Source organism: Paenibacillus sp. FSL L8-0436 (genome assembly GCF_038593025.1).
Lineage (GTDB): Bacteria > Bacillota > Bacilli > Paenibacillales > Paenibacillaceae > Paenibacillus_AQ.
In genome coordinates this window covers 3,253,033-3,272,439 of sequence record NZ_CP151955.1, presented here as the reverse complement: position 1 = coordinate 3,272,439, position 19,407 = coordinate 3,253,033, and the positions used below count along the sequence as shown (strand labels likewise).

Sequence of the window (19,407 nt, the reverse complement as noted above, 5' to 3'; positions counted from 1 at the left end):
CTCTCCCCTTCATAGAAATGAATCGCAGCAACCGGCATTGTCTCAGCAGTTATCCATTCATTGCAGACTAGCAGCAGTGAACAGCAGCACCCTTCCGTCCGTGTTTAGAATCCGGGTGCCATTCTCAAGCTCCGCCAGGGGCTGGTCCCAATGGACATGCCCGCAAAACAATAAGAGTTCGGGCCCGGCTTCCAGTTGTTCACGGATACCTGAATGGCCCGGAAGCCGGGCTTCGGGAACCTCGGGGCCTTGGTGCAGCAGAAGCACATCCGGGCCACGATGCAGCAGGTTCCGCAGCGCTTCCAGATATTCACCTTCAGGCTTCCGGTTCGGTTTATCCCCTCTTCCGGTCACACCTCCAAGACCTGCTATATGTAGCCCCTTCTGCCGTATAATATCAGGTTCAGAGAACAGATGAATTCCGGTATGAGACGCAAGCTCGGCTTGCCCTTCCCGGGACAGCAAATCATGATTGCCGTTAACGCCCAGCACCGTGCCGAACTTGTTGCGGAATGCCTTCCATACCGGAAGCGGGTCACCGCTTGATCCTCTTTTGGCGGGATCACCGTATAAATCACCGCATAAACAGACTAGCACCTTCTCGGGATCTACGGCCGGCATGTGGATTTGGAGCAAAACCTCCAGCGATTCAGGAAGTACCTCACCCAGCAGTGAGTCGCCATATTCACCGGTTGTGCTATGAATGGTCATACCTTGAAGATCCGATGCCAGTATCAGCGCATCCACATCCTGAGGGAGTCCCAGAATTTCTCCCCAATATACAGGAAGCCATTCATATGAGATTCCTTGGCCGCCCGCCGCAGCACTGACATAAGGAATTTGCTCGAGCGGCTCTTCGGCAATACTTACGATCTTAAGCACTGCTCTGCCTGTTTTTCCTGTTTTTCCTGTTTTTCCTGTTTTTCCTGCTTTTCTCTTGCTCACGCTTTGCCTTCACTCCTCGCCTCTTGCCAAGCCTCCAGTATAGGAATTGGCGCTTTGCGGCTAAATTGACCGCTGCCTTCTTTAGCCCACAGCGGAGGATAATAGCCAAAGACCTGACCAGGTTGAAGCTTCAGGGCCTCCTCTTCCCATCCTTCCCAGCGGAATGTCTCATAGAACAGATCAAGATCCCCTTCCGCCAGCCAGCCGATGAACCCGGAATAGGCCAATTGGGTCGACTCCCATTCCAGCGTATCCGGGGCAAAGTAATATACATGCCCGCTCTGCCCGAACCGTCCCACATCAAGTCCAAAAAAACCGCCTGCAGCATCATAAGCCAAAATCAGCAGGCCGGGCAATGCAGGAATATCTTGTGAGGCTGCAAAACCATTCCAGGAAGTAAGACTCCCATAGATGCCTTCGCCGCCAGAGCCAAGAAGTGTAATCCAGCCATGCTCAAAAACGATCCCTCCGGTCTCGTAAGCAATCGCTCCCAGATAAGACTTGGTGCTCACCTGTAAGCGAACGAGCGTCTGTGCTGCTGTTTCCGGTTCCGCTGCAGTCAGCCGATAGGTGCGAGTACCTTGACTCAGCAGCTCTCTGACTTCTTCCCAAGCATGATTCTCCAAATCCACCAATTCTGCTACAGATAATGAGTGCATATTCTTCCACCTCTATCATTTATAAAGTATCTCGTGATCGCGCCAATAATGCGGCTATATGTACTTCTACCAATATATACCCAAATCTAACACACCAATAATACCTAATTCACTTTCCCCCATCAACATTAAATGATTTCAGTGCTTGCCTTATCTCAACACCTTTTCCAGAAAATTGTACGGTTACACGTGCATCCTTATCACTTGTAATTACAAATCCATTTGTATCCTCTGAGAACTCTATATTCATTTCTGTATACTGCTGGTTTTCAACAATAAGTGTGTTATCTTCAATACTCAGGTCCCAAAAATCATTAGAGCTAATTGTGTTAGTGAAACTATTTTTCTTCTCAGTCCATTTCTGATTGTCCAGCTCCCACGACGATACAAATACGGGCTTAGGTGAATACAAAGATAGGTAACCTCCTAATAAAAGCTCTATCTTATCGTTATAAGTACGAATCACAAAATCTCTAACTATCTCTGAATCTTCATTGACAACTAATTGGGCATGTACATGCTGCTCGTCATTCCACCACTGAATAACTGTATATTTGCCCTCTAGCGTACCCTTTAGACCAAATGGCGCCTGGAAGTTAACAACTCTAATATTAAATTTTCCGCCTTTAAGTACTACCGCTTTAGTCGATGCAAAAACTACTTCATCAAACTTGTTACTAAGTTCACTATCCTTTATTTGAATACTGTCTTGCTTGTTCAATAGAGCAACTAACCCCGATGTAAACTGATCCAGATTACTTTGTCTTATCTCATTCTTTAAATCTTCATTTTTACTGTTACTTAGTTTAATTTTCAATTGTTCTAATTCAGGTTGATAGGAACCGCTTGAGTCCGACTCGTTAATACGGGGCAAACCTATATCCGGTTTTGATTGGTAGTTAGTACATCCGCTCAACGTAATACACAACAGTAACAGTAGTAAAAGATGTAATGTTCTCATTTAATCTATAGCCCCATTTTCACATAAAATGTTCATTTGTCAGATCGAAAAAGCCGGCCCCTTTACGGGAGCCGGTCCTTATTTTTACTCAGGGTATCTTGTGATAATATAATCCCCTACAGCTTTTATATGTTCCAAAGTAAACATACGTCCCCAGTGAATAGATGAATTATAGTTCCCTTCCGCAAGGGTAACATTTGTGTCATCTATGCTGAGAATAATCACTGAATGGGTATCATTATTAATCCTCACAATATCTCCAACTTGGATATTGTTAAAATCCGTATGCTTGCGAGCGGGTAAGTTACCAAATGCCGCATCACTTAATATAAAAGCAAATCCCACACAGCCATACCCTCTACTATAAATGCCACCATTCCACGCGTATACATTACCGTTTGTCCATGCCATTCCCTCAGGATATTGTTCCTTTAGGGCAATCATTTTTTCATAAGCAGCCTCTTCTGTAGGTACAGGTGTTGTTGTGTTAATTGAAGTATTTATTGAAGTATCTATTGAAGTATCTATTGAAGTATCTATTGATGTGTCTTCTATTAAATTGTCTTCTTTTGATGTGTCAACAGGCTCAATAATAACCGTCCGCGAATCTGGTCTATAACTTACGGCTCTGCCTAATGACTCTGCGATAACACGAACGGGCACTAATGTACGCCCATTTATCGATACTGGCGGGGAATCGATAGTCACTTTTCTATCATTTTTATAAATATATTCATTTCCTATTGAGAGCTTAACCACATCACCGTTTTTAGACAAGGCTGTAATCGATAGTGTAGCATCATCCCATTTAACAGTAGCATTTAATGCTTCAAAAATAACTCGCATCGGTATCATAACACGATTATTTATTACTTGGGGCGGAACATCAAATTGCAAATTCGTACCATCGAGCCTCACAGTAACTTCGTTACTTGCAGCATTTACACTAGTCACACTTACAAAACACATGAACATCATTAAAAGAATTGATGATTTAATTGTAATTGTCTTAAATATGTTGGTATTCCCCTTTATATATATTCTATGTAAACCGCAAAAGACAGAAAGAAATCCGTTCATCAAATATGGACGGGGGATTCACATATAGAGTTTAATTCTTCGCCGCAACTTTATAATACGAATCCAGACCTTTTTTAATTCCTTGAACAATCTTGTCCTGATATGCATCCTCACTTAACTTCATGTCTTCTTTACGATTCGTCATGAAGCCCATTTCAATGAGTACAACCGGTACGGTTGACCAGTTGAACCCGGTAAGATCACTCCTAGGAATTAACCCGCGCGATGCCGCCTGCGTTTCTTTCAGCACCGATTTAGACAAAACCTTGGTGATCTCCAAACTTTGCGATGCAATCTTCTTCGTAGATGGGATGTCAGTAGAAGGATAGAGAAAGGACATGCCTTGAATCTCGCGATTAACGCTCCCATCTGCGTGTAGTCTAAGGGTCATATCGGCACCTGCCTGATTACATCTAATGGCACGCTCGCTGTTTGATATATCCACATTATTAGTGCGGCGAATCATTACCACCTTGTAATCTTTCTGAAGTGCTTGCTCCAGTTTCAACGCCACTTCCAGTGTAAGTTTGTATTCGGTTTTACCAGTAGCTATGCCCTGCGTACCGCTTGACACCTTTGGTTTAACCGTTTTGCTTCCTGGCGCTACGGGTTCTTTAGAGTTATTACCTTTACTCTGGTGTCCCGCATCTATGCAGATAACCTTCTTTCCCATTGTACTGGCTAATGATGTTACATCTGCTGTTTTCGCCTCTACTCTATTTGGAGGACTGGCTGACGTTAATAAAATCATAATAGCTAAGAGGATTGCATTCAATTTCGCGCGCATGTTTAACTCCTATCAGTTAGGCCAAGGATCGCCACTATATAATTTGTTGACTCCGTAATGGAACATCTGCAACAGGTGGGACTTAGTACCCCCTTTCCTTATTCTCCCATTCCAATCTAAACTTAGTGGTATTATTATTTAATAGTTATACCGTAATACATAATTCGACATCATACAAAATATCCCTTCATATTCTGCTAAACTGTGCTTCAATTCAATAAATGAGAATTATTCTATCCCCGAATCCGACTCTATCGCCCGGGACCACTAGAGTAGATTTCTTTCAAAATATTCACTTTCAGGGATTAGCAGCCGAAGAATATATTATGTTTAATACATAATATTAACTGTTTTGAGAGATTTGGAGGATAATAATCGTGAAGTCCCATGTTACACTGATTGCATCTTTAGTACTTATTAGCACCCTAATGACTTCCTGTTCAATGAGCAAGTCCGAACATGAAACAGGTGGGAATGGCAACAACTCCAAGGCAGCCGTGGAAACCGCGCAAGGTTCAAGCTCAACGCCTGCCCCCACTGAAGCCATCGACGAGAAAGCTGCCAAGTTAGAACTCGAGGCCCAGGAATTGGCCAAATATAATGCCTATATAGACCTGAACAACGCAATGACAGGACGGCTCCAGGATGTGCTGAATGATTATTTTGAAGAGTTCGGTTATGAGGCCAAGCCGGTGATTGACAAGTATTTCAGCGCCACAATGCTCTCTCTAAGCGAATCCGGTGAGAAGACCATGCACACCGCGTTTGCCGCCGCTGCCAACAAGCCAAGCTTCGGGAAACTGGATGCCCAGGTCAGCCTGCTGGAGCCACTCCTGACAGAACTGCTTGCCGCACTGGCTGAAGCGCATGAGTATTACGAGATCAAAGGCTATGTCGATGACCAGTTTGCTGGAAGCAAGACGATGCATACCCGAATTGTCAAGGCCGCTGCTGCCTATGAAGAAGCTTCGAGCGAATTCTTCTCGCTGCTCGGCGAGATGGAGGACGAGCGCACAAGAAACAGTCTTAAGGAATACAAGGAGAAAGGTCAGGATCTGAATTACACCGTGATGCTCTTTTTACTGGATGCGGAAGGCCTGGCAACGGAGATGGATGACCAGGGAATTCTGGCGGACAACATTCTGAAGCTGGATATGGCGAAATTCAAAGCGAAATACGCTGTTCTGACGGAAGATCTCAAGCTGTTGATGGAATATGCGGCTGACGAGACAAGAGTCGTATCGGAAGGATTCTCCAGCCACTCGCTCGAAAGGTATGTTGATGCAGCCAAGAAAGTCAAAGTTTCAGGTGCTGAAATTATCGAACGTGTCAACAAGAAGCAGCGTGTAGAAGATTTTTATTTGAAAAGCTCCTTCTTCCGCGAAAATCAGTCAGGCACACCCGAGAAATTCAGCAAGTCTTTAAGTGAATTAATCGCAGAATACAACCAATTGCAGTAAGCTACTCTATGCAGGGGCTGACCCAAAGCCATGAAATGGCTACTTGGATCAGCCCTTCTGTTAGTAGGTTCAACGTTAGGCTTGATGAAGAAGACACTCCGTGAACGGACCGTTGTTCCATTCGCTGTGCTTTCGCGCTCTCTGTTTCATTGACCCTTTAACCCCCTTGTCCGTTTGTTGTTAAAATGATCTCTAAGTAATTTATCCCTTGAGTTCGAGTACGGAGGCATAAAGAATGAATATTGAATTTTGGATTACAGCTTCGATCAGCGATTTGGTGTTTTATCCCGATGAGTGGGCTGATAAATATGTGACACACCCGAATTTCCAGGCGGTCTTGAGTGAGCTTGGCATAGCCGTGCCTGTGGAGGAGATTCATGAACACTATTTCAACAATCCTGTACATACTGGCGATATGCTGGTATTCCGCAATCAGGAACAACCCTTGGAATGCATTGTCCTGAATACCTATCGAGACCCGTTGGACCAACTTGATATGATACAGTTTGGCTGGAGCACCGTGAACAGAGGGGAGACTATACGGCAGTTATCCAGGCACTTCTACGATGAATGCGAATATGCCGTTCGCTACGAGGAAGGTCAGAGTGTACTCTACCATATACTGAGAAAAGGCCCCTATTCGAGAACTTTCCACTACAATACCGTCTTTGAACAGCAACTCAAGTCCTACGACCTGTGACACTGGCTACCAGTGTTCTTTAGCCATATTCAGTCAGAAGACACTCCACGTCGAACCCTGATATTCCGCACGGCAAAGCCGTTCAGGCTCTGCGTCACAGCGCAGCTTACACGAGTTGATTGAGATTGATGTGACTTCACTCGCCACCAAAACCCACAATGCCCCGTCCCTGCCTTAGCTTCGTTATCCTACAAACATCAACCCGAGATAGCAAACAGATCGGCCATAAATCAGTAAATTTGGCCAGCAGCCGTCCTCATATAGTTTTTTTAAATTCACCTTAAATAAAAAGAGAAGGCCCGAAGACCTTCTCTAAAAATAATCAATTATTTACCTTGGTTAGTCAGGCTTTGCAGATAAGCATCCGCTTCTTCAAAGGTTGGATAATGCACTGCAAATTGCCCGAACAGTCTCTTCATTTGCATTTTCCAAACCGGAGAATTCGCCACATACACCCATCCGCCTACTCCATTTGCAACAGCGATATCGCCTGTGGGGGCAAGCTTAGCGGCAACCTCAGGAGAAAGAACAGATGGTGAGCCTGATACATCAGTCACTCCAGTGAAACCTGGTTTTAGTTGCTTCATTGCTTTTTCGAAATCGGAAATGTAGGACGGAACATCCTCTTCTGTAAGACCAAATGCTTTTACTACCACTTGATTTTTTTGCACATTTACTTCCATCGTGTAAGGCATGCTGATTCCTCCAAGTATGTATAGGTTGATTCATCAGAATCTAAAACCTTTTATCGGTTAATCCCCTTAATCAATTGAGATTTTCAAGGAAAATAGTTTAATTATTTAATCAGCTACAGCTTCTGGAAGCAAGGGGACTTACTTCGGGGCCACTAAAACTTGCACCTTCCTACACAGGAATTATTTACAAAAGCAAGCAGATCAGTTATATTGTACTGGTACAATAAGTACACTGTTTGCGGAAAGGAGGACCTTTTTGGAAATTATTATTAGCAGTAATAGGAATAAGCCCATTTATGAACAGATAACCTCGCAAATAAAAACAATGATTATGAGTGGAGAACTGCAAGCGGGAGACCCTATTCCCTCCATGCGGTCACTAGCAAAATCTATTCAAGTCAGTGTCATTACTGTCCAAAAGGCGTATGAAGATTTGCAGCGGGATGGATTCATTGAAACAACTGTTGGACGTGGAAGTTTCGTATCTGCCCCCAATAAAGATGTCTTTCAAGAAGAGCAACAGAAGAAAATTGAAGAGCACTTAACTATTGCAGCTGAAATTGCCCGAACGAGCGGAATTAAATTGGAAAAGATGGTAGAAATGCTGACTGTCTTTTATGCGGAGGATAAAAAATGAATCATAGTCTAGAAATAGCAGGACTAACTAAAACCTATTCTAATTCTGATTTTCATTTAGATAATGTTTCGTTCTCTATTCCTTGTGGAACAATTATGGGGTTTGTTGGTGAAAATGGAGCTGGAAAAACAACGACCATTAAATCCATATTGAACACAGTTAAAAAAGATAGTGGAACTATTAAAATTCTGGGTCAGGTTATGACAGACAAAGACATAGGAATTCGTGAAGACATCGGAGTTGTCTTTGATGCTGCGAGTTTTTCAGGTGTTGTGACACCCAATAAACTTGCAAAGGTTATGGGCGGAATTTACAAACAATGGAATCAGGGTTTCTTTTTAAATATCACTAGTAAGTTTGACCTTCCTATGGATAGAAAGATCAAGGAATTTTCACGAGGAATGACAATGAAGCTTGCTATTGCAGTCGCATTATCACATCATCCCAAGTTACTTATTTTAGATGAGGCAACTTCCGGTTTAGACCCCATTACCAGAGAAGAAATTTTGGAGGTTTTTCTGGAGTTCGTGGAGGATGAGAGTCATTCAATCCTTATGTCTTCCCATATCACAAGTGACTTGGAAAAAATCGCTGATTTTATAACCTTTATTCATCAAGGAAAAATTATCCTTACTGCGAAGAAAGATGATTTGATTTATGGATACGGAGTGGCCCGCTGCAAAATAGATCATTTCAATCGTATTGATAAAGCCGATAGACTTGCGTACAGAGTAAAGAATTTTCAAACAGACGTTCTTGTAAAAGATAAAAAAGAGTTTGAGCGAAAATATGACGGTATTATTGTTGACAATGTATCTATTGATGAAATTATGCTGCTCCTGGTAAAGGGGGAGGAATAACGTGCAAGGGTTACTGTTGAACAATTTTTATTCCATGCAGAACAACATAAAGACATCCTTTGGAATAGCTTTATGTTTGTTGTTTGTTTCTTTTGTGGCAGGCGATACGTCTGTACTTAATGCGGTCATTGCTGCACAGATTATGGTTTTCCCTGTGAATGTAGGTACTTCTCTGCAGATCGATGAAGCATCCAAATGGAGTAGGATAGAAATTACCTTGCCAATAAAAAGGAAAACTATTATCAATGCCAAATACCTTTCATTTATCATGTTGATATTAATGGGCACTGCAATCAGCTTGTTTACTCCGGTTCTTTTCTATTTAAGAGATTTAGATACTACTAGTTATTTGAATTTGTCATCTGGGTATACTATGGGCCTGTCACTCTCTATTTCAACAATTTCCATTTTATATCCGGTTATTTTAAGATTCGGAGTTGAGAAAAGTGAGATGATGATTTTTGTGTCGTCAGGCTTGTCAGTGGTTATCCGAATTGTGGTGTGGGTTCTTCTAAGGATGATATGGGATAATGTAAATTTTAATGGCAGCGAGGTAGGAATTGCCTCTTTAATTGTTGCGGTTGTAATGTTTGTGGCATCTTATCTCCTATCGGTACAGATACATAGGAATAAGGAATTTTAATTCTTTGGATAAGCTTGGGGTCTGTCAATAATTTTGTGTAAACTCTTTTAAGCATAGATTCCCCCGAGGGGGAAGTCGCGAATCTAACGCAAGTGTTGACCGACCCGATCAGGAAAGAAGACGGACAACTGGAGCAGCATTTGCCCCCAGTTTTGTACACGTCCCGTCCATTTCCGAGTGACGTCAACGGTAGCTAAATAGAGCATCTTCAGCAATGCCTCATCCGTAGGAAAGATGCTTTTTCCTTTCGTTACTTTGCGTAGCTGGCGGTGGTAACTCTCGATCATATTGGTGGTGTAGATGAGTTTGCGGATCTCAGGCGGGTACTTGAAAAAGGTAGCGAGTTCGTCCCAATTTGTCCGCCAGGAACGGATAATAAGAGGATATTTAGCGCCCCAGACTTCCTGAAAACGGTCGAGTTCAAGCAAGGCGCCTTCCTCAGTAGCGGCCTTGTATATAGGCTTTAAGTCGGCGGTCACCTTCTTAATGTCCTTGTACGACACGTACCGTGTGGAACTGCGGATCTGGTGAATAATACACTTCTGGATTTCAGTTTGGGGGTAGCAGGCTGCAATCGCTTGAGAGAACCCGGACAGGTTGTCCACGCAGATAATGAGAATGTCCCCCACCCCGCGATTTTTCAGCTCATTGAGCACGCTCAGCCAGAACTTGGAGGACTCGTTCTCCCCGATCCACATGCCCAGCACATCTTTGTTTCCGTCCAAATCAATGCCAATGACCATGTAGGCGGCCTTGTTGATAATGGCCCCGTCTTGTTTGACTTTAAAGTGGATGGCGTCCAGATAGACGACCGCATAGACGCCCTGCAGAGGCCGGTTCTGCCATTCTTTAATGAGAGGAACAATCTTGTTCGTGACATTGGAAATGAGCGTAGGAGAGACTTCAATGCCATACATCTGTCCTAGATGATCCTGGATTTCTCTTGTACTGACGCCTTTGGCATACAGGGCAATGATTTGTTCTTCGATGCCCGTTACGTTCGACTGATGCTTCTTGACGACAAGTGGCTCAAACTCACCCAGACGGTCCCTAGGGATAGCGATTTCCTGTTCACCGTACTCACTGACGACCGTTTTTCGGCTCTTTCCATTGCGACTATTTGGAGTGAGTTTCGCCTTTACTTCATGCTTTCCGTAGCCTAAGTGAGTATCCATTTCGGCTTCCAGCATCTCCTGAATCGTCTCAGCGAATAGCTCTTTTAGAGCATTTTGCGCATCCTGTGCGCTTACCAAATTGTTTTCCTTAATAAATTCCCGTAACTGCTGTTTTGTCCAAAGTCCCATGTGTTCTCCCCAACCTTTCTCTTACTTCCATTTTAATGGGTTTGAGAGTTTACACAATATATTTTACAGACTCTAAGCTTGTTTGCTGGAATTACTTATAAGTTTTTTTAACCATTATATTTATCGGCATAACGAGCTCGCGTAGGACGTGGGCCGTTGTGCTGGAAATAAAACCGCACTTCAACAAAAATCACAGAAATACGGACTTATGCTGCCGTTTAGTATCGATAGTATTCCGGCAGCAAATCCCGGCCTTCTTTTACACTTATATTCACTATATCAATTAATTCTTCCATCGTTCCGTAGATTTCCTCAGTAGGGATAGCATCATTAAAATTCTCTCTAAAGAGAGCATCCGTTACCTCAAAATCTTTTGTTTGCAAACTCATTAAAACATTGGTCCATCCATAGTACTCAGGTAACAAATCATAATCCTCAATTATACTCTCATCAACCTTGTATCTAAATCCACCCAACGTCTCAGTCTTGGGAATATCATATTCATCAATGATTCCATAATGCTTTATGTACTTCGCAAGAACAGCTTTGTATTCATCCGATTCCAATACATCCCACACCAATTGGTCTTCCGATGTCTGTATCAATTCATTCACTTTACGAAAATAAAAATCTATCTGTTTGTCCTTCGCTCTTAATGATTCCTCCAGTCCCTTACGTTCAGCCGCTTCCCCAGATAAACGAACTTCCTGCCTGGAGTGGCTATACCATAACCAACCGCTAGTTGTTATTAAGACGATGAACACAATTATTCCACAATACTTCCATTTCCTCTTGGTCATGAGCTCCCTCCAGTAACTCTTCAAATCTCTTATAGAAGAATAAAAATAAAACCACACTTCCAGCAAAAATCACGGAAATATGGTCATGCGCTGCTTTAATATCGATAATACTCTGGCAGCAGATCCTTGCCTTCTTTCACACTTCTATTCACTATATCGATTAACTCTTCCATCGTTCCGGAGATCACCGCTGTAGGAATAACATCACCAAAATGTTCATTGTATAGGGTGTTCAAATCTCGAAACTCTTTCGTATCTATATTCATCACTGCTCTAGACCAACCATAATACCTGGGTAACAAATCATATCCATAATCAATACTTTCCTTAACTTTATAGCGCAGCCCTTCTATTGTCTCTGTCTCAGGAATATTCAATTCATCTAGAACGCCATAATACACACTATACTCTTCCAAAATATTCTTGTATTCCTCTGATTCCAACATATCCCATACCAATTGGTCGTCTATGCTCATGTCTTTTCCTTTTGTAAGATCATCTCTTAATTTTTTCTGATTCAACTCGTGTATCAATTCATTCACTTCATGAAAATAAAAATCTATCTGTTTGTCCTTCGCTCTTAATGATTCCTCCAGTTCCTTACGTTCAGCCGCTTCCCTAGATAAACGAACTTCCGGCCTGGAGTGGCTATACCATAACCAACCGCTGCTTGTAATTAAGACTATGAACACAACTACTTCACAATACATCCATTTCCTCTTAGTCATGTACGCCCTCCAGCAACTCTTTCAATCTCTTATAGAATAAAATAAGACCGTATTTCCAGCTAAAGTTACGGAAATACGGTCTTACCTGCTTTTTAGAGTCCATAATACTCCGGCAGTAAATTCCGGCCTTCTTTTACACTTTTATTCACTATATCGATTAACTCTTCCATAGTTCCGTATATCTGCTCGGTAGGTATACCCTCACCAAAATGTTCATCATATAGGGTGTTCAGATCTCGAAACTCTTTCGTATCCAAACTCATCAAGACGTTGGTCCAGCCATAATACTTGGGTAACAGATTATAACCCTCAGCAATGCTTTCTCGTACCTTGTATCGGTATCCTCCAAGAGTTTCAGTTTTGGGTATGCCGTCCTCGTCCATGTAGCCGTACTGTTTATTATATTCTTCTAGAATCTCCTTGTATTCTTCCGTATCCAGCATATCCCACACCAATTGATCTTTCGACGTATGTATCAATTCATTCACTTTATGAAAATAAAAATCGATCTGTTTGTCTTTCGCTCTTAACGATTCCTCCAATTCCTTACGTTCAGCCGCTTCCCCAGATAAACGAACCTCCGGCCTGGAGTGGCTATACCATAACCAACCGCTGGTTGTAATTAATACAATGAACACAATTATTCCACAATACTTCCATTTCCGCTTAGTCATGTACGCCCTCCAGTAACTCTCCGAATCTCTTGCAGAATAATAATAAAACCGTATTTCCAGCTAAAGTTACGGAAATACGGTATTATATTGCTTTTTAGTACCGATAATACTCCGGCAGCAAATCCCTGCCTTCTTTCACACTTCTATTCACTATATCGATTAACTCTTCCATTGTTCCGTAGATCACCTCGGTAGGGATACCCTCACCAAAATGTTCTTTGTATAGGGTATTCAGATCTCGAAACTCTTTCGTAGCCATATTCATCAAAGCTTCGGTCCAGCCATAATACTTGGGTAACAAATCATACCCCTCAGCGATACTCTCCTCGACTTTATACCTGAACCCTCCCAAAGTCTCAGTCTTGGGAATAATATACTCATCAATGATACCGTAATGCTTAATGTACTCCTCAAGAACAGCTTTGTATTCTTCCGATTCCAATACATCCCATACCAATTGATCTTCCATATATAGATCTTTCTCTCCTTTTATTGGATTATCTTCTAATTTATTTTGATTCAATTCGTGTATCAATTCATTCACTTTACGAAAATAAAAATCGATCTGTTTATCCTTCGCTCTTAACGATTCCTCCAGTTCCTTACGTTCAGCCGCTTCCCCAGATAACCGAACTTCCTGCCTGGAGTGGCTATACCATAACCAAGCACTGGCTGTAATTAAGACAATGAACACAATTAATCCACAATACTTCCATTTCCTCTTAGTCATGAGCTCCCTCCAGTAACTCTTCAAATCTCTTATAGGCAGTAGGGAAATATTTTCTAAAATTCGCTCGCCTAGTAGCGTCAAACTGAGCTTCATAACAATGAGCGAGAGCCTCTATGTATATTTTGTCAGGGTTTTCCGTCCAATAATTCACAGGATGTTGCCAATAACCTTCTATTCGCTCCGTGCTCTTGTTTACTTTTACTATACTTAATCCACTGTACAGATCAGATATCGCAGAAAGTTCATTTGGCGTTAATTCCTTACTTATTTTCTCGTATAATTCCTTGTAATCGATCGATGATTTCTGCTTCCCATTCCAATAATCCGGATTCATAATGTCTTCGACTCTTATTTTTATATTTCCGAGCTTCGATATTAGTTTAGGATCCAGCTCGCTTAAGTACATTGCATTCGCACGAGATTCCATTATATTTTTAAAATCAGCTCTTAAGTTCTCCCGGAAGGTTTTATCGTCGGATAAATCGCCTGCAGCATGATCAATGTAATGTCCATACTCATGAAAGAAGACTACACCTGTTCCTTTTCTGGTGAAATCTTTATTAATATTTAGAAAAACCGTCTCTTTGGAATCACGATAATAGGAACCATCATCAACACCTGTGAGTTCTTTCATTGAGTCATCTTTCACATACTTCAAAAATACTTCCTGCGCAATAGGTGTGCCCTTCATATATCGTTTAATCACTTCTTTAAGATATTTCTCATGATCTGCCATCCCGGAAAAGGTCCCCATCTTCTTAATGAATAAGGCTTCAATAAGCTCTTTTCTCGTAGGTGCGGCTCCCGAGGTTGCATCCACAGGTTCGGGTATCCTTATTTTCAGGAGATCATAATAAGCCGGGGGCTTCGGAGGAAATGCGTTAGGTAATAGAGGAGTAAACACTTTTGCAGCGTCTGCCTGCTCTTGCTCACCAAAATTGATCTTGCCCTGTTCACCCCGTTTTTGTCCTAACGTTAAGTGGAAGCTGCCTGTACCGCTGTAGTTGTCATAATTCTCTTCATAATTAAGTACATAAGCTTTGGTAAAGTTCAATTCACGTACAATCTGTTCTCCTTTCTCATAGACAATAGACACCTTCCGGTAAAAGTCCGCTTCAGGAGCATAGGGTAAATACGCCCATTTGGTGAGTTCCAAAATGCTTTTTTGAGTAGTCCGCTGTGCACTCTTAAGGGAAGGTTCTATTCTTCCGACTATTCTCAGGACATACCCCGTATCCCCTGTCCTTGCCATCGCATTCCCAATGGTATTGTGTAGATATTCGGTAGATACTAACGATTCTTCATACAATTCAATGATGTTGTCTTCCGTATCCAGCCCTTCAATTCTCATGGAAAGTCCCATCCATCCACCTCGATTCGCCAGTTTTCCAATTATATCCTCAAGACAAAAGAACCATTTTTTCCTTTATTATGTATATCGGTTATAAGATATTTTTTCATTATATTCCATATAAACAATAAAATTCTTACAAGTCAAAGAGGCCAGTCGCCGGAAGTGGCGACTGGCTATTTAGTTTCGCTTGAATCCGATTGAGTTATTAGTGCGGGGACATTAACAGCGAGCAGCTTGATAAACTCTACCTCTCACTCGAAAAACCCCAAAAATTCTTCAATCGAATCCGCTAGAAAACCGTTTGGATTTTCGTCATAAGTGTCAAAATAACCGTAACCGCAATCAATCCACTCAACCTTGCCTGTGTCATTATTAAGGAGGATACAAATATCGCCGATATTGACAAACAAGGAGCCGATCATCATCCGTTTGCCAAAATCATTGCCGCCGGTCCATTCACGAAACCCGTATGCAATAAAATCCGCAAGCTCTTTTTCCGAGCCGGGCATACTCAACATGACCTCGCAGTTTCCTTCACAATTGTTGAACGAAAACCAAGTATCCCAGCGAGTTCCTTGCGGTTTGATATGAACTTTCTCTCTGAGATTCAAAACACTGCTGTCCATCTCCCCAAATGAGCGAGTATACAAGCTTTTTATGCCCTCGCATAATGGAAATCCAACCTTCTGCTCGGCCTCCGTAAAGTCAATCGCCAGGCTCCCGCGTTCTTTTTTTGACAAATTAGTTAGGTTCATCATATTTCCTCCCCTGAGTAATTAATGCCTCTGCAGTATGAACCCTCCCTTTACAAGCAAACCTTGTTCTCTTACACTTGAAGGTACTGTGAAATAAAAGGAGGAATGGACCTCCGTCAAGAAAGTGGACACTAAAAAATGAAATTAGACTGCTTTTCGTTTGAATCTAGCTGCAAACTGAACCGGCGATACGTAGCCCAGAGCACCATGGATTCGCTTGCGGTTATAAAAAAATTCAATGTACTGGTAGATGCCATCATAGGCTTGTTTCTTCGTTTTGAATCGGGTACAGTACACAAACTCTTTTTTCAATAGGCTGTGAAAAGATTCAATGCAAGCATTGTCGTAGCAGTTGCCTTTGCGGCTCATGCTGGCCTTCATGCGGTATTCAACCAAACGTTTACGGTAGTCGGCTGAGGCATACTGTGAGCCTTGATCCGAATGGTGAATGAGACCTTTCTTTGGGCGTTTGGCCTTGTAGGCGTCTTCTAGAGCGCCCATTACCAGATCTGTGGTCATCCGGTCGTCCAGCCGCCAGCCTACGATTTCCCGGGTGCATAGGTCAAGCACGCTGGCAAGGTACATCCGTCCTTCCCGGCAGGGAATGTAGGTGATATCCGCGACCCATGTTTGATTTGGCTTTTCGGTGGAGAATTGTTGGTTTAGCAGATTAGGTGCAACCGGTAAGGTGTGGTTGGAGTCGGTCGTGTTTACGCGGAATTTCTTTGCTACACAGGAGCGCAAGCCCAGCTCTCTCATGTATTTCCCTACGGTACGCTCACTGATCTTGTGGCCTTCGCGCTGGAGAAGAATCGTGATTTTAGGACTGCCGTAGCAGCCTCCTGTATCGTCAAAATGATAGGTAATTCGCTGAAGAAGCAACGCCTTTCGGGTCGCTTGTGGGCTTGGTTTTGCCGTTCTCCATTTGTAATAGCCGCTCCGCGATACCTCAAGGACACTGCACATCTTCTCCACACGAAACCGGGAGCGATGATCTTCGATGAACTGAAATCTCAGTTCTTTGGATTGCTGAAGATGTGCACTGCTTTTTTTACGATGGCCATTTCCTCCGCCATATCGGCTAGTTGCTGTTCTTTTTCCCGCAACTGTCGTTCCAGTTCTCGTACCCTTTCGGCGCTGGCCACGGGCTCGTCTGGGAACTGCCGGAACTTGCCCAGCCATTGATGCAGGGTTTTAGCGGGGATATCCAGCTCCTGGGCCAGTTCCGCCACCGTCTTGGTCTGCTCCTGGATGTACTTTACCGTCTGTTTTTTAAATTCATCATTGTAGCTTTTTCGTGTTCCACTCATGTGGACACCTCCTCGTTAATCTCATTATTCCTGTTCTCTTAAGGAGTGTCCACTTTTAACTCTAACAGCATAAGCAGCGCTCTGGACATTACAATCCCTTTTCATGACATCTATGAATATGCTCTGGAACAGCCTGTCCATACTGGTCATGTGCTTAAATATGTCCATTAGGATCAACCTGGAACTTACATTATCCTGGACACCTATCAAGATCCGATAGACCAGCTGGGCATGGTACAGTTCGGATGGCGTGCTACCAATAATCATAAGCTGATTCAGCAGTTGTCCCGAAAACTGTATGATGAGTGCGAACACACAGTCTTTTACCATGAAGGCCAGTCTGTACTTTATAAGCTGACAAGACCTGAGCAATATCCCCTTACCCTCCGTTATGGAGACAGAATATTTCAACAGGAGCTTAAAATCTACCAGGTATAGACTACAGCCTCACAATCCGCCGGTAATGCAGCTGATCGAGCCAATCCATCCATTCCTGTTCGTCTTCATGATGGTCATGGTAATATACAGCCGTTGTCAAATAACTGAAAAACTCGCCCGGACCGCCGCTGTGAATAACCATACCGTCGCCTCCTTTGCCAATCGACCCGCCGTCTCCAGTCCTGGTCAGCTCCTTCTGATATGGATCTCCCAGAAAGTAAAGCCCGAAAGCATTCGGCAGCTCAAGATACATGGAATCGTTCATTCCGTCTCCCCATGGGAACAAGGTCCGGCAGCCAGCGCCATACAAATACTCCCATTCGTCTTCAGTCAGAATGTCAAATTCCCGCTTCAATGTGTAATCGGCCCAATCCTCGAAATCCTCACTTTCATTGAACAGATAGATGCGGATCTGTTCACCATCACGATCCAGACGATAGGAAGGATAGTATTCGCGGTTTCCGTTAGAGTTGTTCTTGAACGTATCCAACCGCTCGAACAGCTCGGCGTGTTTCTCTGCATCCAGCTCCCGGGCAGTCACTTCTGTCCAGCCAACAGACTGGGTATTACGTTCTACCAACATCGGCTGGATGACAGCGTTTCTGACTGGAGTCATTATTCCGCGCAGCCTCTCCTCCACCTTCTCGGACGCCACCCCGATTAGCGCAAAACTTTCTTCCATAACCCTGGAGGCTGTACTGTCCGGCTCCCCGGACCATCCGTCCCAGCCCAAGGTTACCTCGTTGCCGGGAACAAATACAAATTCGACCCCTTCATAGGCGCACACTCCCGTTTCCAAACTCTGCCCATAACGTTCAAAGCGCTCCAGCCGACAGAACGAGAAGCCTTTCGGCAGCCGTTCCTGCAGCATTTGTTGTTTTTCAGGCCCGGATAACCGGCTCCACGCCGTATGATTCAATGTAACCATCTGATTGTCCCCTCTCATAATAAATGCCAATCTGCTCTCAGGAAAACCCAGTTTATATACGTCGTCCAAATTTTTTCAAGTATTCCTCCACGTCATTATAGCAGCTCTCTCGCCAATAAAGAGATGTCATTCCCTCCACTTCAAGCCGCTAATGACCCAAAAACACAGAGCAGCAATTCTCCGATAACAGGAGAACCGCTGCTCTGTGATTTATTACGGTTTGGAGTATGTAGAGGACTGTCTCCGCTCGTAGAAGATCTATTTATATACCAGCCTATTATTTAAACGAAACAGATTCCAAAATCTTATCCGTTTCAGCCTTCGACGCATCATCTACGTATGTAAGAATAAAGTTGAATGAATAGCCTTCAATTAATGTGCTGTAATATTCTTGTGTGACTACTCCCAAGTCTCCGTTATCAATGGTACCTTTCAACATGTCCATGTCTTTGCCACCGACTTTTACCGTCGTGATTTCTGCAAATTCATACGGCAGCTGGCTTGCCTTCGCCTGCTTTATATAAGCTTCCAGATAGTCCTTACCGTCCTTAATACCTTGGAGCATGCTTAACTTCTCGGCAACAGAGACAATGGAAGGTCCGATTTCACCTGAGTCTAACGAAAATTTGGAAGCCATCAACAGGTTAAGTGTTTTGGTCTTTGCCAGATCCAACTTTTTCTTCTTATCTGCATTATCACCGGCAACAATTTCCAAGCCAGCCTCCATAGTCTCTACCATTTCGTCTGCGCTCTGGAAAACCCATTCTTTTGGGAAGTTAAGGGATACACCGAAGTAATCATTTTTATAAGTACCGCTTTCAGTCATACCTAAGCTAACTTCTTTATCTTTCCCCCCGCATGCCGTAACCATCATCAGCATTAACACCATTACCATTGATAATAATCCAACTTTTTTCTTCATTATACCCTCCTGATGTCTCTCTCTTTTTTAACACCAG

At 43.1% G+C, this 19,407-nt stretch carries 22 protein-coding genes; 5 read left to right on the top strand and 17 right to left on the bottom strand.

Going from position 1 to position 19,407, the window contains the following annotated elements; all coding sequences use genetic code 11:
• Positions 1-57 precede the first annotated feature (57 nt).
• The 5 genes from NSS79_RS15005 to NSS79_RS14985 all read right to left on the bottom strand — a co-directional run bounded on the left by NSS79_RS15005 (position 58) and on the right by NSS79_RS14985 (position 4,432).
• Positions 58-945: a metallophosphoesterase family protein gene (locus NSS79_RS15005; RefSeq protein ID WP_342439942.1), complete on the bottom strand. Its 888-nt coding sequence runs from the start codon at positions 943-945 to the stop codon at positions 58-60.
• Positions 942-1,604 carry a DUF2625 family protein gene (locus NSS79_RS15000; RefSeq protein ID WP_342439941.1) on the bottom strand — a complete coding sequence of 221 codons (663 nt, stop codon included), beginning with the start codon at positions 1,602-1,604 and terminating at the stop codon, positions 942-944. The genes NSS79_RS15005 and NSS79_RS15000 overlap by 4 nt, the downstream gene beginning before the upstream one ends.
• A gap of 109 nt (positions 1,605-1,713) precedes the next feature.
• Positions 1,714-2,565, bottom strand: a complete 852-nt coding sequence (locus tag NSS79_RS14995; protein WP_342439940.1) for a hypothetical protein — start codon at positions 2,563-2,565, stop codon at positions 1,714-1,716.
• Between the two features lie 84 nt (positions 2,566-2,649).
• Complete coding sequence (locus tag NSS79_RS14990) at positions 2,650-3,519, bottom strand: copper amine oxidase N-terminal domain-containing protein (RefSeq protein WP_342439939.1); 870 nt, start codon at positions 3,517-3,519, stop codon at positions 2,650-2,652.
• A gap of 157 nt (positions 3,520-3,676) precedes the next feature.
• The gene (locus NSS79_RS14985; RefSeq protein ID WP_342439938.1) at positions 3,677-4,432 is read right to left on the bottom strand and encodes an N-acetylmuramoyl-L-alanine amidase; all 756 of its coding nucleotides are present in this window, start codon (positions 4,430-4,432) and stop codon (positions 3,677-3,679) included.
• Positions 4,433-4,809: 377 nt separating this feature from the next.
• Here NSS79_RS14985 and NSS79_RS14980 point away from each other — a divergent pair, with 377 nt between their 5' ends.
• Entirely contained in the window at positions 4,810-5,892 is a 1,083-nt protein-coding gene (locus tag NSS79_RS14980; protein WP_342439937.1) for a YiiG family protein, read from the top strand.
• 235 nt (positions 5,893-6,127) lie between these two features.
• Complete coding sequence (locus tag NSS79_RS14975; protein ID WP_342439936.1) at positions 6,128-6,592, top strand: hypothetical protein; 465 nt, start codon at positions 6,128-6,130, stop codon at positions 6,590-6,592.
• A gap of 326 nt (positions 6,593-6,918) precedes the next feature.
• Here the strand turns inward: NSS79_RS14975 and NSS79_RS14970 are convergent, their stop codons facing one another.
• Complete coding sequence (locus NSS79_RS14970) at positions 6,919-7,287, bottom strand: hypothetical protein (RefSeq protein WP_342439935.1); 369 nt, start codon at positions 7,285-7,287, stop codon at positions 6,919-6,921.
• 256 nt (positions 7,288-7,543) lie between these two features.
• Here NSS79_RS14970 and NSS79_RS14965 point away from each other — a divergent pair, with 256 nt between their 5' ends.
• From NSS79_RS14965 to NSS79_RS14955, 3 genes are read left to right on the top strand one after another with little or no spacing between them, the layout of a single operon-like run.
• Entirely contained in the window at positions 7,544-7,924 is a 381-nt protein-coding gene (locus NSS79_RS14965; protein ID WP_342439934.1) for a GntR family transcriptional regulator, read from the top strand.
• Entirely contained in the window at positions 7,921-8,784 is an 864-nt protein-coding gene (locus tag NSS79_RS14960; protein ID WP_342439933.1) for an ABC transporter ATP-binding protein, read from the top strand. The genes NSS79_RS14965 and NSS79_RS14960 overlap by 4 nt, the downstream gene beginning before the upstream one ends.
• A gap of 1 nt (position 8,785) precedes the next feature.
• On the top strand, positions 8,786-9,427 hold the full coding sequence (locus NSS79_RS14955; protein WP_342439932.1) for an ABC-2 transporter permease: 642 nt from the start codon (positions 8,786-8,788) through the stop codon (positions 9,425-9,427).
• Between the two features lie 83 nt (positions 9,428-9,510).
• Here NSS79_RS14955 and NSS79_RS14950 read toward each other — a convergent pair whose 3' ends face one another.
• The 11 genes from NSS79_RS14950 to NSS79_RS14900 form a co-directional block, all read right to left on the bottom strand.
• The gene (locus NSS79_RS14950) at positions 9,511-10,731 is read right to left on the bottom strand and encodes an IS256 family transposase (protein WP_342435582.1); all 1,221 of its coding nucleotides are present in this window, start codon (positions 10,729-10,731) and stop codon (positions 9,511-9,513) included.
• A gap of 218 nt (positions 10,732-10,949) precedes the next feature.
• Complete coding sequence (locus NSS79_RS14945; protein WP_342439931.1) at positions 10,950-11,531, bottom strand: hypothetical protein; 582 nt, start codon at positions 11,529-11,531, stop codon at positions 10,950-10,952.
• A gap of 95 nt (positions 11,532-11,626) precedes the next feature.
• On the bottom strand, positions 11,627-12,259 hold the full coding sequence (locus NSS79_RS14940) for a hypothetical protein (protein WP_342439930.1): 633 nt from the start codon (positions 12,257-12,259) through the stop codon (positions 11,627-11,629).
• A 92-nt stretch (positions 12,260-12,351) separates the two neighbouring features.
• Positions 12,352-12,933 (bottom strand): hypothetical protein, encoded by a 582-nt coding sequence (locus tag NSS79_RS14935; protein WP_342439929.1) that lies wholly within the window; start codon positions 12,931-12,933, stop codon positions 12,352-12,354.
• Positions 12,934-13,027: 94 nt separating this feature from the next.
• On the bottom strand, positions 13,028-13,663 hold the full coding sequence (locus NSS79_RS14930) for a hypothetical protein (protein ID WP_038591089.1): 636 nt from the start codon (positions 13,661-13,663) through the stop codon (positions 13,028-13,030).
• Positions 13,656-15,026 (bottom strand): hypothetical protein, encoded by a 1,371-nt coding sequence (locus tag NSS79_RS14925; RefSeq protein ID WP_038591087.1) that lies wholly within the window; start codon positions 15,024-15,026, stop codon positions 13,656-13,658. Before NSS79_RS14925 ends, NSS79_RS14930 begins: the two co-directional genes overlap by 8 nt.
• Positions 15,027-15,268: 242 nt before the next feature.
• Positions 15,269-15,775 carry a hypothetical protein gene (locus NSS79_RS14920; RefSeq protein ID WP_342439928.1) on the bottom strand — a complete coding sequence of 169 codons (507 nt, stop codon included), beginning with the start codon at positions 15,773-15,775 and terminating at the stop codon, positions 15,269-15,271.
• Between the two features lie 141 nt (positions 15,776-15,916).
• Complete coding sequence (locus NSS79_RS14915) at positions 15,917-16,774, bottom strand: IS3 family transposase (RefSeq protein ID WP_342440378.1); 858 nt, start codon at positions 16,772-16,774, stop codon at positions 15,917-15,919.
• A gap of 11 nt (positions 16,775-16,785) precedes the next feature.
• On the bottom strand, positions 16,786-17,082 hold the full coding sequence (locus NSS79_RS14910) for a transposase (protein WP_340893796.1): 297 nt from the start codon (positions 17,080-17,082) through the stop codon (positions 16,786-16,788).
• A 439-nt stretch (positions 17,083-17,521) separates the two neighbouring features.
• Positions 17,522-18,448 carry a hypothetical protein gene (locus tag NSS79_RS14905; protein ID WP_342439927.1) on the bottom strand — a complete coding sequence of 309 codons (927 nt, stop codon included), beginning with the start codon at positions 18,446-18,448 and terminating at the stop codon, positions 17,522-17,524.
• Between the two features lie 277 nt (positions 18,449-18,725).
• Positions 18,726-19,370: a hypothetical protein gene (locus NSS79_RS14900; RefSeq protein ID WP_342439926.1), complete on the bottom strand. Its 645-nt coding sequence runs from the start codon at positions 19,368-19,370 to the stop codon at positions 18,726-18,728.
• Positions 19,371-19,407: the final 37 nt, after the last annotated feature.

Coding starts and splice junctions, on each gene's coding strand:
- NSS79_RS15000 (WP_342439941.1), bottom strand. CDS start 1,604: ATGCACTCATTATCTGTAGCAGAATTGGTGGATTTGGAGAATCATGCT.
- NSS79_RS14995 (WP_342439940.1), bottom strand. CDS start 2,565: ATGAGAACATTACATCTTTTACTACTGTTACTGTTGTGTATTACGTTG.
- NSS79_RS14985 (WP_342439938.1), bottom strand. CDS start 4,432: ATGCGCGCGAAATTGAATGCAATCCTCTTAGCTATTATGATTTTATTA.
- NSS79_RS14975 (WP_342439936.1), top strand. CDS start 6,128: ATGAATATTGAATTTTGGATTACAGCTTCGATCAGCGATTTGGTGTTT.
- NSS79_RS14970 (WP_342439935.1), bottom strand. CDS start 7,287: ATGCCTTACACGATGGAAGTAAATGTGCAAAAAAATCAAGTGGTAGTA.
- NSS79_RS14960 (WP_342439933.1), top strand. CDS start 7,921: ATGAATCATAGTCTAGAAATAGCAGGACTAACTAAAACCTATTCTAAT.
- NSS79_RS14950 (WP_342435582.1), bottom strand. CDS start 10,731: ATGGGACTTTGGACAAAACAGCAGTTACGGGAATTTATTAAGGAAAAC.
- NSS79_RS14945 (WP_342439931.1), bottom strand. CDS start 11,531: ATGACCAAGAGGAAATGGAAGTATTGTGGAATAATTGTGTTCATCGTC.
- NSS79_RS14940 (WP_342439930.1), bottom strand. CDS start 12,259: ATGACTAAGAGGAAATGGATGTATTGTGAAGTAGTTGTGTTCATAGTC.
- NSS79_RS14935 (WP_342439929.1), bottom strand. CDS start 12,933: ATGACTAAGCGGAAATGGAAGTATTGTGGAATAATTGTGTTCATTGTA.
- NSS79_RS14930 (WP_038591089.1), bottom strand. CDS start 13,663: ATGACTAAGAGGAAATGGAAGTATTGTGGATTAATTGTGTTCATTGTC.
- NSS79_RS14925 (WP_038591087.1), bottom strand. CDS start 15,026: ATGGGACTTTCCATGAGAATTGAAGGGCTGGATACGGAAGACAACATC.
- NSS79_RS14920 (WP_342439928.1), bottom strand. CDS start 15,775: ATGATGAACCTAACTAATTTGTCAAAAAAAGAACGCGGGAGCCTGGCG.
- NSS79_RS14910 (WP_340893796.1), bottom strand. CDS start 17,082: ATGAGTGGAACACGAAAAAGCTACAATGATGAATTTAAAAAACAGACG.
- NSS79_RS14905 (WP_342439927.1), bottom strand. CDS start 18,448: ATGGTTACATTGAATCATACGGCGTGGAGCCGGTTATCCGGGCCTGAA.
- NSS79_RS14900 (WP_342439926.1), bottom strand. CDS start 19,370: ATGAAGAAAAAAGTTGGATTATTATCAATGGTAATGGTGTTAATGCTG.